This window comes from Streptomyces sp. NPDC048825, assembly GCF_043198355.1.
GTDB lineage: Bacteria > Actinomycetota > Actinomycetes > Streptomycetales > Streptomycetaceae > Streptomyces > Streptomyces xiangluensis.
Map to the genome: position 1 here is coordinate 1 of NZ_JBICUR010000030.1, position 12,832 is coordinate 12,832.

The 12,832-nt window shown below is 68.2% G+C and carries 12 protein-coding genes; 3 read left to right on the forward strand and 9 right to left on the reverse strand.

Features of this window, described 5'->3' with window-relative positions; genetic code table 11:
- Nucleotides 1–259: 259 nt before the first annotated feature.
- From ACGFNK_RS43275 to thyX, 3 genes are all read right to left on the reverse strand, one after another.
- Nucleotides 260–1,945 carry a ribonuclease J gene (locus tag ACGFNK_RS43275; protein WP_393426130.1) on the reverse strand — a complete coding sequence of 562 codons (1,686 nt, stop codon included), beginning with the start codon at nt 1,943–1,945 and terminating at the stop codon, nt 260–262.
- A 136-nt stretch (nt 1,946–2,081) separates the two neighbouring features.
- Nucleotides 2,082–2,981 (reverse strand): 4-hydroxy-tetrahydrodipicolinate synthase, encoded by a 900-nt coding sequence (dapA, locus tag ACGFNK_RS43280; protein WP_393426133.1) that lies wholly within the window; start codon nt 2,979–2,981, stop codon nt 2,082–2,084.
- Nucleotides 2,982–3,191: 210 nt separating this feature from the next.
- Nucleotides 3,192–3,932: an FAD-dependent thymidylate synthase gene (gene thyX / locus ACGFNK_RS43285; protein WP_393426136.1), complete on the reverse strand. Its 741-nt coding sequence runs from the start codon at nt 3,930–3,932 to the stop codon at nt 3,192–3,194.
- Between the two features lie 201 nt (nt 3,933–4,133).
- Between thyX and ACGFNK_RS43290 the strand changes: the two genes are divergently transcribed.
- Together ACGFNK_RS43290 and ACGFNK_RS43295 are read left to right on the forward strand one after the other, a co-directional pair.
- The gene (locus ACGFNK_RS43290; protein WP_386350076.1) at nt 4,134–4,373 is read left to right on the forward strand and encodes a hypothetical protein; all 240 of its coding nucleotides are present in this window, start codon (nt 4,134–4,136) and stop codon (nt 4,371–4,373) included.
- Nucleotides 4,374–4,483: 110 nt separating this feature from the next.
- Nucleotides 4,484–5,041, forward strand: a complete 558-nt coding sequence (locus tag ACGFNK_RS43295; RefSeq protein WP_393426140.1) for a hypothetical protein — start codon at nt 4,484–4,486, stop codon at nt 5,039–5,041.
- A 60-nt stretch (nt 5,042–5,101) separates the two neighbouring features.
- Here the strand turns inward: ACGFNK_RS43295 and ACGFNK_RS43300 are convergent, their stop codons facing one another.
- The 5 genes from ACGFNK_RS43300 to rpsO all read right to left on the reverse strand — a co-directional run bounded on the left by ACGFNK_RS43300 (nt 5,102) and on the right by rpsO (nt 10,581).
- Nucleotides 5,102–5,554: a hypothetical protein gene (locus tag ACGFNK_RS43300; protein WP_386350070.1), complete on the reverse strand. Its 453-nt coding sequence runs from the start codon at nt 5,552–5,554 to the stop codon at nt 5,102–5,104.
- Between the two features lie 5 nt (nt 5,555–5,559).
- Entirely contained in the window at nt 5,560–6,312 is a 753-nt protein-coding gene (gene dapB, locus ACGFNK_RS43305; protein WP_393426143.1) for a 4-hydroxy-tetrahydrodipicolinate reductase, read from the reverse strand.
- Between the two features lie 53 nt (nt 6,313–6,365).
- Entirely contained in the window at nt 6,366–7,745 is a 1,380-nt protein-coding gene (locus ACGFNK_RS43310; RefSeq protein ID WP_393426146.1) for a M16 family metallopeptidase, read from the reverse strand.
- The gene (locus tag ACGFNK_RS43315) at nt 7,742–9,958 is read right to left on the reverse strand and encodes a polyribonucleotide nucleotidyltransferase (RefSeq protein WP_393426149.1); all 2,217 of its coding nucleotides are present in this window, start codon (nt 9,956–9,958) and stop codon (nt 7,742–7,744) included. Before ACGFNK_RS43315 ends, ACGFNK_RS43310 begins: the two co-directional genes overlap by 4 nt.
- A gap of 335 nt (nt 9,959–10,293) precedes the next feature.
- A complete protein-coding gene (rpsO, locus tag ACGFNK_RS43320; protein ID WP_386350059.1) occupies nt 10,294–10,581 on the reverse strand; it encodes a 30S ribosomal protein S15 in 288 nt (95 codons plus the stop codon).
- Nucleotides 10,582–10,870: 289 nt separating this feature from the next.
- Between rpsO and ACGFNK_RS43325 the strand changes: the two genes are divergently transcribed.
- Nucleotides 10,871–11,167, forward strand: a complete 297-nt coding sequence (locus tag ACGFNK_RS43325) for a DUF397 domain-containing protein (protein ID WP_386350057.1) — start codon at nt 10,871–10,873, stop codon at nt 11,165–11,167.
- A 98-nt stretch (nt 11,168–11,265) separates the two neighbouring features.
- On the opposite strand, the gene eccD is transcribed toward ACGFNK_RS43325, so the two are convergent.
- A complete protein-coding gene (eccD, locus tag ACGFNK_RS43330; protein WP_393426154.1) occupies nt 11,266–12,777 on the reverse strand; it encodes a type VII secretion integral membrane protein EccD in 1,512 nt (503 codons plus the stop codon).
- Nucleotides 12,778–12,832 lie beyond the last annotated feature (55 nt).

Sequence of the window (12,832 nt, forward strand, 5' to 3'; positions counted from 1 at the left end):
TTGATTTTTGGCACGCTGTTGAGTTCTCAAGGAACGGACGCTTCCTTTGTACTCACCCTCGCAGGCTTTCCTCCGGGCTTCCCTTCGGTGTTTCCGACTTTATCAGAAGATTCTGAGTCGGAATTCCCGTCCCGCTCGGGCTGGTTCCCCATGCACAGTTGCGCCGGGTTCCCGTTCAGGCGGAGCCGTAAACGTACTGGAGCGGGGCGCCTCGATGCAAATCGAGGCGCCCCGCTCCCAGTTGTACGCGTGCGAGGTGTCAGACCTCGACCACGACAGGCAGGATCATCGGCCGGCGGCGGTAAGTGTCCGAGACCCATTTGCCCAGCGTGCGGCGGATGAGCTGCTGCATCTGGTGGGGTTCGACGACGCCGTCCTGGGCCGACCTCTCCAGGACCTCGGTGATCCTCGGGAGGACGTCGCTGAAGGCGGAGTCGTCGATACCCGAGCCGCGGGCCTGGATGTGCGGACCGCCGGTGATCTTGCCGGTGCTGGAGTCCATCACCACGAAGACCGAGATGATGCCCTCGTCGCCGAGGATCTTGCGGTCCTTGAGCGCAGGCTCGCCGACATCGCCGACGGAGAGGCCGTCGACGTACACGTACCCGGCCTGGACCTTGCCCGAGATCTTGGCCTTGCCCTCGATGAGGTCGACGGCGACGCCGTCCTCGGCGATGACGATGCGGTCGTGCGGGACTCCGGTGAGGGCGCCCAGCTCGGCGTTGGCGCGTAGGTGGCGCCATTCGCCGTGGACCGGCATCAGGTTCTTGGGCCTGCAGATGTTGTAGAAGTACAGGAGCTCGCCGGCCGAGGCGTGGCCGGAGACATGCACCTTCGCGTTGCCCTTGTGGACGACGTTGGCGCCCCAGCGGGTCAGGCCGTTGATGACGCGGTAGACCGCGTTCTCGTTGCCGGGGATGAGTGACGAGGCCAGGATCACCGTGTCGCCCTGGACGATGCGGATCTGGTGGTCTCGGTTGGCCATCCTCGACAGGGCGGCCATGGGCTCGCCCTGCGAACCCGTGCAGACCAGCACGACCTCGCCGTCCGGCAGGTCATCGAGTGTCTTGACGTCGACGACCAGGCCCGGCGGGACCTTCAGGTAGCCCAGGTCACGGGCGATGCCCATATTGCGGACCATCGAGCGGCCGACGAAGGCGACCCGGCGGCCGTATTCGTGGGCGGCGTCGAGGATCTGCTGGATGCGGTGGATGTGGCTGGCGAAACTGGCCACGATGATCCGCTTGCGGGCGTTCGCGAAGACCTGCCGCAGCACATTCGAGATGTCGCGCTCGGGCGGGACGAACCCCGGAACCTCGGCGTTCGTCGAATCCGAGAGAAGTAGGTCAATGCCTTCCTCGCTCAACCGCGCGAACGCGTGTAGATCTGTGAGGCGGCCGTCCAGCGGGAGTTGGTCCATCTTGAAGTCGCCGGTGTGCACCACCATGCCCGCGGGTGTGCGGATGGCGACCGCGAGGGCATCCGGGATGGAGTGGTTGACCGCCACGAACTCGCAGTCGAAGGGGCCGATGCGTTCGCGGTGGCCCTCCGCGACTTCAAGCGTGTAGGGGCGGATGCGGTGCTCCTGGAGCTTCGCCTCGATGAGGGCGAGGGTCAGCTTGGAGCCGATCAGTGGGATGTCCGGCTTCTCGCGCAGGAGATAGGGGACACCGCCGATGTGGTCCTCGTGGCCGTGTGTGAGGACGATGCCCTCGATGTCGTCGAGGCGATCTCTGATGGACGTGAAGTCCGGCAGGATCAGGTCGATTCCGGGCTGCTCCTCCTCGGGGAAGAGCACTCCGCAGTCGACGATCAGCAGTCGGCCGCCGTACTCGAAGACCGTCATGTTCCGGCCGATTTCGCCGAGCCCACCGAGTGGGGTGACCCGGAGGCCGCCCTCGGTGAGCTTCGACGGGGGGCTTAGTTCAGGATGCGGATGACTCAAAAGACTCTCTCCTCACCACGCGCGCCACGTACCTGGCAGGGCACGTGGCGCGCATGACGTTCGTGCAGTAGCAGTTGTCTTGGTGGTGCAGGCCCTTGGCCTGCTGGTCGTACGTATTCAGTTGTGAAGTCTGTGATCAGAGCTGTACCCCGCCGGCGGCAAGATCGATCTTGAGCTGGGCGGTCTCCTCGGGTGTGAGTCCGACCATGGGCAGGCGCAGGGGTCCGGCGGGCAGGCCCTGGAGGGTGAGCGCGGCCTTGGTGGTCATGACGCCCTGGGTGCGGAACATGCCGGTGAAGACGGGCAGCAGCTTCTGGTGGATCTCGGTGGCCTTCTGGACGTCGCCGCTGATGTAGGCGTCGATCATGGCCCGCAGGTCGGGGGTGACGACGTGACCGACGACGGAGACGAAGCCGACAGCGCCCACGGAGAGGAGCGGCAGGTTCAGCATGTCGTCGCCGGAGTACCAGGCGAGGTCGGACCGGGCGATGGCCCAGCTGGCGCGGCCGAGGTCGCCCTTGGCGTCCTTGTTCGCGACGATACGCGGGTGCTCGGCCAGGCGCACGATCGTTTCCGAGTTGATCGGTACGCCGCTGCGGCCGGGGATGTCGTAGAGCATGACCGGGAGTTCGGTCGCGTCGGCGATCGCAGTGAAGTGCCGGTACAAACCCTCCTGCGGGGGCTTGTTGTAGTACGGCGTGACCGCGAGGAGGCCGTGCGCGCCCACCTGCTCGGCAGTGCGGGCCAGCTCGATGCTGTGGTGGGTGTGGTTCGTACCGACTCCGGCTACGACGTGGGCCCGGTCGCCGACCGCTTCCAGTACCGCCCTTACGAGGTCCGCTTTCTCCGCGTCGCTGGTGGTCGGGGACTCGCCGGTGGTGCCGTTGATGATCAGGCCGTCGTTGCCTGCGTCCACCAGGTGGGTGGCGAGCCGCTGCGCGCCGTCCAGGTCGAGAGTTCCGTCCGCCGTGAACGGCGTGACCATTGCGGTGAGGACCCGCCCGTAGGGGGTCTGCGGAGTGGAGGTCGGAGCCATGGGTGACACGCTACTCGCTGCTCAGCGCGCGGTCTGCCCTCGGGTCGGGCGACAAGTCGCGACAAAGGTGGAACCCGGCACTGCCTGCTCGGGGGTTCAAGCAGTGCCGGGTCCGTTTGATCAGGCTAGATGAACTACTCGAAATGCCGCAATACGGACACTTCGCTCGGTTTACCCGTACATCTGTGCCGGATGCTGGGATGGAGTGCGCTACGGCGCCACCCGGCCGTTGCCGTTGAACGCGGCGTACGTGAGGGGCATGAGCTTTGCCCATTCCGCCTCCATCTTCTCGCCGACCATCTCGATCTCCCGCTGGGGGAAGGACGGCACCTTGGCCAGCTCGTGCTGCGTGCGCAGGCCGAGGAAGTGCATCAGGGAGCGGGCGTTACACGTCGCGTACATCGATGAGTACAGGCCGACGGGGAGGACCGAGCGGGCGACCTCGCGGGCGACGCCGGCGGCCAGCATCTCCTGGTACGCCTCGTACGCGTGCACGTACGAGTCCTGCATGACGCGACCGACGAGCTCTTGCTGGGCCTGGGTGCCCTCCACGAAGACGTACTTCCCGGGGCGGCCCTCCTGGACGAGCTTGCGGGACTCGTCGGGAACGTAGAAGACCGGCTGAAGCTCCCGGTACCGACCCGATTCCTCGTTGTACGACCAGCCCACTCGGTGGCGCATGAACTCGCGGAAGACGAAGATCGGTGCGCTGATGAAGAACGTCATCGAGTTGTGCTCGAAGGGGCTGCCGTGCCGGTCCCGCATCAGAAAGTTGATCAGGCCCTTGGAGCGCTCGGGGTCCTTCTTGAGCTCGTCCAGGGACTGCTCTCCGAGGGTCGAGACACGGGCGGCGAACAGCACGTCGGAGTCGGCCGCGCTGTGCTTGACCAACTCGACGGTCACATCGCTGCGGAAGCCGGGTTTGAGGTCGTCGGCGGGGCTGTCGGTCACGGCTTGCGGGGTCCTTCCCATCGCTGGCTCGGGCGGCGCCCACTCTACGGCCCGGCTCTGACAACGGGCGTTCGATGGCGGGCTGCGACATTCTTCGCCGAACTTCTGCGAATTCGGTGAAACGTGGCACCTCTTGGGACGTTCGTTCGTCTGTCTTGGTGAGTACGATCCGTTCGAATCCCTTGAGGAGAAGCAGTTTCCATGTTCCGTCGGCGCGAGCCTGTTCCGTTCGCCTTCATCGCCGAAGCCGACAAGTACCGCAGCAATGTCACTCCCCCGCCCCGCGAGCGTGTCTCCGTCGGCGAGATAGCCGGGCGCTGGCTCATCGGCCTCACCATCGTCGCCGGGCTCGCGGGCTCCCTGCTCTTCGGGATGCCCGCCCTGTCGCAGGACCAGTCACCTTCTCAGACACAACAGTCCGAGGCCTCGAACAGCCGCTGACAGCCGCCTGCAGCCGGAGGCTCATACGGGCCCCCGAGGGTGGTGAGCAGGGACATGGCTAGGTAGCCTCACCAGGCACAGACCGTGCGTGGATTGAGTGAGGATCTGTCGTGCCCCTGCCCTTCCTTACGGCCGACCGCGCGTTCGACGAGGTGACGGACGATCTCCCGCTGCCGTTCGACGACCGCGACCGCTGGCGACGCCCCTACCGGCCCGGCCCGTGGCGGGTCGCCATGGCGGCGCTCCTGCTGCTGCTCGCCTCGTATGTGCTGTTCGCCGCAGTCATCATCGCGGTGGCCGGAACGCTGGGCGCGGGCGCGATCTGCTTCGGCGTAGCGCTGTTGGTCATCGGCTGTGCGCTGCGGCTGTTGCGGGTGGGCGCATGGGTGAGTACGTACGGGCTGCGTCAGGTGCGCTTCTTCAGAACGCGGACGGCGCCTTGGGTGCAGGTCGTGGAGACGCGCACGGTGCAGCAGCCGGTGCGCTGGCTCGGTCTGCCGCGCACGGTGCAGGGGCAGGCGCTCGTCCTCGTCCGCCGGGACCGGCCGGGCGATGAGCCCACGCCGATGCTGACCACGCACAGCGCGGATTTCCTGGGGCGCCCCGCGGCCTTCGACCGGGCGGCGGACGGCATCGAGGTGTGGGCGGACGAGTACCGCCACGCCTGATCGGCAGCGCGAAGGGGCCGGTCCGCGTACGGGCCGGCCCCTTCGTCGTATCTCTCGAGCTCAGGCCTGCACAGGCCTGCCCTCGTGCAAGGCGATGGCGCGCTGCATCGCCTTGCGGGCGCGCGCGGTGTCGCGGGCGTCGCGATAGGCGATCGCGAGGCGGAACCAGCTGCGCCAGTCGTCCGGGGCGTCCTCCGTCTCGGCCTTGCGGCGGGCGAAGACCTCGTCGGCCGAGTCGCGGTCGATGCGGCCGGCCGGGGTGCGCTTCAGCTCGTCCACAGGCAGCCCGCCTTCGGCGTCGAGTTCGGCGGCGAGCTGGTTGGCCTTCCGGACGAACTGCGTGTTCTTCCACAGGAACCACAGGCCGATCACCGGCAGGATGAGGACCGACACCCCGAAGGTGACCGTCAGAGCCGTGCCGGTCCCGATGAGCATGACCCCACGGCTGCCGACCAGGACGAAGTAGACGAGGAGGACGGCGGCCGTGACGGCATACGTGATCTTTGCGCGCATGGCGGTCAGTTCAAGTCCAGGAAGTGTTCCAGGCCGAAAGTGAGGCCGGGGGCGTCCACGACGCGGCGTACGCCGAGCAGGATGCCCGGCATGAAGCTGCTGTGGTGCAGCGAGTCATGGCGGATGGTGAGGGTCTCGCCCTCGCCGCCGAGGAGCACCTCCTGGTGCGCGAGCAGTCCGCGCATCCGCACCGCGTGTACGGGCACGCCGCCGACGTCCGCCCCGCGGGCACCGTCCAGTGCCGTCACCGTGGCGTCGGGCTGCGGGGCACTGCCCGCGCGCTCCCGGGCCGCGGCGATGAGCTGGGCGGTGCGCGTGGCGGTGCCGCTCGGGGCGTCCACCTTGTTCGGATGGTGCAGCTCGACGACCTCGACGGACTCGAAGTACGGCGCGGCGACCTCCGCGAACTTCATGGTCAGCACGGCGCCGATGGAGAAGTTCGGCGCGATCAGCACGCCCGTCTCCGGGGAGGCGGCCAGCGAGGTGTTCAGCTGCGCGATGCGCTCGTCGGTCCAGCCCGTCGTACCGACCACGGCGTGGATGCCGTGGCGTACGCAGAAGTCGAGGTTGCCCATGACCGAGGCGGGCGTGGTCAGTTCGACGGCGACCTGGGCGCCGGTCTCCACCAGCGTCTCCAGTTTGTCGCCGCTGCCGAGGGCGGCCACCAGCTCCATGTCCTCGGCGGCCTCGACGGCTCGTACCGCCTCGGATCCGATACGGCCCTTGGCGCCGAGGACCGCCACGCGCAGCTTGCTCATGTTCTTGATTCCTTAGTCGAGGACTTACGCGGACTTACGCGGCGGTCGAGGATTTATGCGACCGCTTCGTCCAGCCGGGATGCCTGCTTGTCCTTGAGCGGGCCGATGACCGACAGCGAGGGCCGCCGGCCCAGAATGTCGCGGGCCACAGCCCGTACGTCGTCGGGGGTGACCGCGGCTATCCGGGCCAGCATGTCGTCGACCGACATCTGCTCGCCCCAGCACAGCTCACTCTTGCCGATGCGGTTCATGAGCGCACCCGTGTCCTCCAGGCCGAGGACGGTGGAGCCCCTCAGCTGGCCGATGGCGCGGCCGATCTCGTCGTCCGACAGACCGTGCTCGGCGACCTGGTCGAGCTCGTCGCGGCAGATCTTCAGCACGTCATGGACCTGGCTCGGCCGGCAGCCCGCGTACACGCCGAAGAGTCCGCAGTCGGCGAAGCCCGAGGTGTACGAGTACACGCTGTAGGCCAGCCCGCGCTTCTCGCGGACCTCCTGGAAGAGGCGGGAGGACATGCCGCCGCCGAGCGCGGTGTTCAGGACCCCCATGGCCCAGCGGCGCTCGTCGGTACGGGGCAGACCGGGCATGCCGAGGACGACATGGGCCTGCTCCGTCTTGCGGGCGAGCAGTTCGACGCGGCCCGCGGTCCGGATGGCGCGCGAGCCGTCACGCGGGGCCATGGGCGTGGCGGTCGACTGCGTCAGAGCGCCGGCCTTCTCGAAGGCGGCACGGACCTGGCGTACGACCTTGTTGTGGTCGACGTTGCCCGCGCAGGCGACGATGAGATGCGTCGGGTCGTAGTGCTTCTTGTAGAAGCGACGGATGCGGTCCGCGGTGAGGGCGTTGACCGTGTCGACCGTGCCGAGGACGGGGCGGCCGAGGGGGGTGTCGCCGAGCATGGTGGACGCGAACAGGTCATGCACGCAGTCGCCCGGGTCGTCCTCGGTCATCGCGATCTCCTCGAGGATCGCGCCCCGCTCGACGTTCACGTCCTCTTCGAGGATCAGCGAGCCGGTGAGCATGTCGCACACGACGTCGATGGCGAGAGGGAGGTCGGCGTCGAGCACGCGCGCGTAGTAGCACGTGTACTCCTTCGCCGTGAAGGCGTTCATCTCGCCGCCGACCGCGTCGATGGCGGAGGAGATGTCCATCGCGCTACGGCGGGAGGTGCCCTTGAAGAGCAGGTGCTCCAGGTAGTGCGTGGCGCCGTTCAGAGCCGGCGTCTCGTCGCGGGAGCCCACGTGCGCCCAGATGCCGAAGGTGGCGGAGCGCACTGAGGGCAGCGTTTCGGTGACGACGCGCAGGCCTCCGGGGAGGGTCGTCTTGCGTACCGTGCCGATGCCGCTCTGGCCCTTGATCAGGGTTTGGGTACGGGCGACGGCCCGCGCCTCGGAGGAGGAGCGGGCCGTCGCCGTGGAGCTACTCGACGTCACTTGTCGGTGTCGTCCTTCTTTTCGTCGGTCTCTTCACCCTCGATGACCGGGATCAGGGAGAGCTTGCCGCGGGAGTCGATCTCGGCGATCTCGACCTGGACCTTGGCGCCCACACCGAGCACGTCCTCGACGTTCTCCACGCGCTTGCCGCCGGCGAGCTTGCGGATCTGCGAGATGTGCAGCAGACCGTCCTTGCCCGGGAGCAGCGAGACGAACGCGCCGAAGGTGGTCGTCTTGACGACCGTGCCCAGGTAGCGCTCGCCGACCTCCGGCATGGTCGGGTTGGCGATGCCGTTGATCGTGGTGCGGGCGGCCTCGGCGGAGGGTCCGTCGACCGCGCCGATGTAGATCGTGCCGTCGTCCTCGATCGTGATGTCGGCGCCGGTGTCCTCCTGGATCTGGTTGATCATCTTGCCCTTGGGGCCGATGACCTCGCCGATCTTGTCCACGGGGATCTTCACGGTGATGATCCGCGGGGCGTTCGGGGACATCTCGTCCGGGGTGTCGATCGCTTCCATCATCACGTCGAGGATGTGGAGGCGGGCGTCACGGGCCTGCTTCAGGGCCGCGGCCAGGACGGAGGCCGGGATGCCGTCCAGCTTGGTGTCGAGCTGGAGCGCGGTCACGAACTCCTTCGTACCGGCGACCTTGAAGTCCATGTCACCGAAGGCGTCCTCGGCACCGAGGATGTCCGTCAGCGTCACGTAGTGCGTCTCGCCCTCGATCTCCTGGGAGATGAGGCCCATGGCGATACCGGCGACGGGGGCCTTCAGCGGCACACCGGCGTTCAGCAGCGACATGGTGGAGGCGCAGACCGAGCCCATGGACGTCGAGCCGTTGGAGCTGAGGGCCTCGGACACCTGACGGATCGCGTACGGGAACTCCTCGCGCGTCGGCAGCACCGGCGTGAGCGCGCGCTCGGCGAGGGCGCCGTGGCCGATCTCGCGGCGCTTCGGGGAGCCGACGCGGCCGGTCTCACCGGTGGAGTACGGCGGGAAGTTGTAGTTGTGCATGTAGCGCTTGCGGGTCACCGGGGAGAGGGTGTCCAGCTGCTGCTCCATACGGAGCATGTTGAGGGTGGTGACGCCCAGGATCTGGGTCTCGCCACGCTCGAACAGCGCGGAACCGTGCACCCGCGGGATCGCCTCGACCTCGGCGGCGAGCGTGCGGATGTCGGTGACACCGCGGCCGTCGATGCGCTTCTTCTCCTTGATGACGCGCTCACGGACCAGGGACTTGGTCAGCGAGCGGTACGCGGCGGAGATCTCCTTCTCGCGGCCCTCGAACTGCGGAAGCAGCTTCTCGGCGGCGAGCGCCTTCACGCGGTCCAGCTCGGTCTCGCGCTCCTGCTTGCCCCCGATGGTGAGGGCCTGCGAGAGCTCGTCCTTGACGGCGGCGGTGAGCGCCTCCAGGACGTCGTCCTGGTAGTCGAGGAAGATCGGGAACTCGCCGGTCGGCTTGGCGGCCTTCGCGGCGAGGTCGGCCTGGGCCTTGCAGAGCACCTTGATGAAGGGCTTCGCGGCGTCCAGACCGGCGGCGACGATCTCCTCGGTCGGCGCCTCGGCACCGCCCTTGACGAGCTGGATGGTCTTCTCGGTGGCCTCGGCCTCGACCATCATGATCGCGACGTCGCCGTCCTCCAGGGTGCGGCCCGCGACGACCATGTCGAAGACGGCGTCCTCGAGCTCGGTGTGCGTCGGGAAGGCCACCCACTGACCGCGGATCAGCGCGACGCGGACGCCGCCGATCGGGCCGGAGAAGGGCAGACCGGCCAGCTGCGTGGACGCGGACGCGGCGTTGATCGCCACGACGTCGTACAGGTGGTCGGGGTTGAGCGCCATGATCGTGGCGACGACCTGGATCTCGTTGCGCAGGCCCTTCTTGAAGGACGGGCGCAGCGGGCGGTCGATGAGACGGCAGGTGAGGATCGCGTCCTCGGAGGGGCGGCCCTCACGACGGAAGAAGCTGCCGGGGATCTTGCCGGCGGCGTACATCCGCTCCTCGACGTCCACCGTCAGGGGGAAGAAGTCGAGCTGGTCCTTGGGGTTCTTGGAGGCCGTGGTGGCCGACAGAACCATGGTGTCGTCATCGAGATAGGCCACGGCGGAGCCGGCGGCCTGGCGGGCCAGACGGCCCGTCTCGAAACGAATGGTGCGGGTGCCGAAAGAACCGTTGTCGATCACGGCTTCGGCGTAGTGGGTCTCGTTCTCCACTAGCGATTTCTCCGATACTTTTCGTCTTTCGTCCCGTCCCGCCCGTGTGGCGGGTGGACGTCGGAGAAGCGCTCCGTCTGGTGCGGGCCGGTCTTCGATCGAAGCACCCGGGGCTCGCATTCCCCCGGGGGCCACTACCGAGGACCGGCGGCGGCGAGGTGCGCTTCTCCTCGTTCAGTTGTGGTGTCCGCGCCGTCGCTGAGCGCTGTCGCGGGACCACGTCGCGTCGTACGTCTTGCGTTGTGCTACCCACACTACAAAGGGGCAGTGACACTCCGCACGTACAGCAAAGGGAGCGGCCCCCTCAGTGTGGGAACCGCTCCCTTCACGGCGTCTTACCGGGCGCCCGCCGCACCACGGCGGATGCCGAGGCGGTCGACCAGCGTACGGAAGCGCTGGATGTCCTTCTTGGCCAGGTACTGCAGCAGCCGGCGGCGCTGACCGACCAGGATCAGCAGACCACGACGGGAGTGGTGGTCGTGCTTGTGGGTCTTGAGGTGCTCGGTCAGGTCCGAGATCCGGCGCGAGAGCATGGCCACCTGGACCTCGGGGGAGCCGGTGTCGCCCTCCTTGGTACCGAACTCGGACATGATCTGCTTCTTCGTAGCGGCGTCGAGCGACACGCGTACTCCTCGTAGTCTTCTTGGATAGCCACCGAGTGCCCCTGGTCCACTTCTCAGGGGAGCTTCCGTTACTCGGGAGGCGGGGATCCGCTGGGCGCGTCCTCCAGGGCCCTGAGGGGGCGGTCCGGGGGTGCGTACACATACGGCCGTTACACAGGGTACCAGGAGGTTGCAGGCCTCCTGACCGGGGTTCCGAGAGTCCTGAGCGGCCGGGGCCCGTCCCAGTAAGGTGACGCGACAGGTCGCTCGTAAGCCGGGAATTCGTAGGTCGGGAAGGGGTCGCTTCGCCATGGCCGAGGCAGAGGACAAGGACGTCAAGGCGCGCAAGGAGCGGGAGAAGAACGAGCTCTACGCCCTCGACATCTCCGGGGTCGAATGGCACAGCGCACCGGGTACGGAGGCGCACGAGGAGCGGGTCGAGATCGCCTATCTTCCCAACGGCGCGGTGGCCATGAGGTCGTCTCTCGACCCGGACACAGTTCTGCGTTACACGGAGGCGGAATGGCAGGCCTTCGTACTGGGCGCACGGGACGGGGAGTTCGACCTGGAGCCGGCTCCGCACAATGGAGGGCTCCCGGCGGAGTAACGCTCGGGACACGACGAGAGCTCGCGGCCCCCGTGGCCGCTCGGGGCCGACGGGACTCACGTCTTGTCGGCCCCGCGTGCGGGTAGCTCACGGCCAGGTCAGCTCGTCATCGACCGAGCCGTCGTGTACACGTCGAAGACGGCCAGTGCCAGCGGCACCAGGGTCAGCAGCACGAAGCCCTCGGCGATCTCCAGGAAGCGCCCCCAGAACGGGGTGAGGCCGCCGCGCGAGACGATCAGGCCGATCGCCGTGACGAGCGCGGCCACCGCCGCGATCGCCGCGACGAGCCAGATCGTCCGGATGTCGAGGTCGGCACGGTCACCGGTGAGGGCCTCGCGGATCACCGCGTGGGGCGGGTTGAGCGCCAGGCCCAGGCCGAGCAGCATGAGCGAGGCGAGGCCGCCGACCAGGACGGGAGCGACCTGGGCGGAGTAGCGGAAGAGGTGGGCGCGCATCAGCAGGGCCACGCCGGTGGCGAGGGCGAGGAGCTGGGCCCACACGTTCGAGGAGAAGCCGAGGACGGCCGAGGAACCGACGGCGATCAGTGCGCAGCCGCCCACCAGGCCGACCAGGAGTTCGTGTCCGCGGCGCGCCTGGGCGGCCACCCGCTCGGCGTCGACCGGCTCGCGGGGGGTGGGGTCGGCGTCGTACGCGCTGCGCGGGGCGGTGTCCGGGGTGTCGAAGCCGATCGGGAGCCGGGCGAAGCGCATCGACAGGCCGGGCAGGAAAGCCAGGCCTCCGACGGCGACCGGGGCGCACAGGGCGCCGATCTCGGAGGGCGTCCAGTCTGCGAGGGTCGCCGCGAACATGGCGAGCAGGCCGACGGCGGAAGCGAAGACGAAGGCGACGAACGGGCCGTCCCCACTCGGCGAGCACAGGGTGAGCAGGACCGAAGCCAGCAGCACCGCCGCGCAGGCGAGGAGGAACTGGAGCTTGCCGATGCCCTGTCCGTCGGCGAGCGGCAGGAGACCCGAGCCGCCCACGCCGACGTTGGGAAGGGCGCCGAGTCCCAGGGCGATGGCCGAGGCCCGGTCGTCGTAGACCCGTGCGCGTACGCACGCGAGGACGACCAGGAGGACACCGGCGACCCCGGCGAGGATGCCGGGCAGGCTGTGCATGTCGTGGAGCGGGTCGCCCATCCAGGCCACGAAGGCGAGCAGGACCGCGAGTACGCCTCCTCCGACGAGGCCCGCGGCACGCGTCAAGTCGCCGCTCCACAAGGTGCGTTCGCTGGTCACGGCGGAGGCGACCGCTTCGGAGACATCGTCGAAGACGGCGGGGGGCAGCGACTCGGAGAAGGGGCGCAGCGTGAGGAGTTCGCCGTCGAGGATGCGCTGGGCGGCGAAGGAACGGGCGCTGTCGAGGACGGTGCCGTCCCGGCGGACCAGGTGGTAGCCGACGGGTGCGCTCTGGGCCGGGCTCTGCTGGGAGAGCCTGAGGATCTCCGGATAGATGTCGGCGACCGGGATGTCGTCGGGCAGCGCCACGTCGATCCGGCTGTCGGGCGCGACGATGGTGACCCGGCAGAAGCCGAGACCCGTGCCCGCCCCGGCAGGAGTTCCCGTACCGGGTCCTCCTCCGGTGGCTGCCGCGGAGGCCGTCATGCTCACCTGCTGCTCCCCCTCAGTGATGGTTCTGTATCTGCGGTCTGGAAGTTCTGGGCGG

Bases quoted from the DNA above. Each gene is read 5' to 3' on its own strand.
- dapA (WP_393426133.1), bottom strand. From the start codon at position 2,981: ATGGCTCCGACCTCCACTCCGCAGACCCCCTACGGGCGGGTCCTCACC.
- ACGFNK_RS43290 (WP_386350076.1), top strand. From the start codon at position 4,134: ATGTTCCGTCGGCGCGAGCCTGTTCCGTTCGCCTTCATCGCCGAAGCC.
- dapB (WP_393426143.1), bottom strand. From the start codon at position 6,312: ATGAGCAAGCTGCGCGTGGCGGTCCTCGGCGCCAAGGGCCGTATCGGA.
- ACGFNK_RS43300 (WP_386350070.1), bottom strand. From the start codon at position 5,554: ATGCGCGCAAAGATCACGTATGCCGTCACGGCCGCCGTCCTCCTCGTC.
- ACGFNK_RS43325 (WP_386350057.1), top strand. From the start codon at position 10,871: ATGGCCGAGGCAGAGGACAAGGACGTCAAGGCGCGCAAGGAGCGGGAG.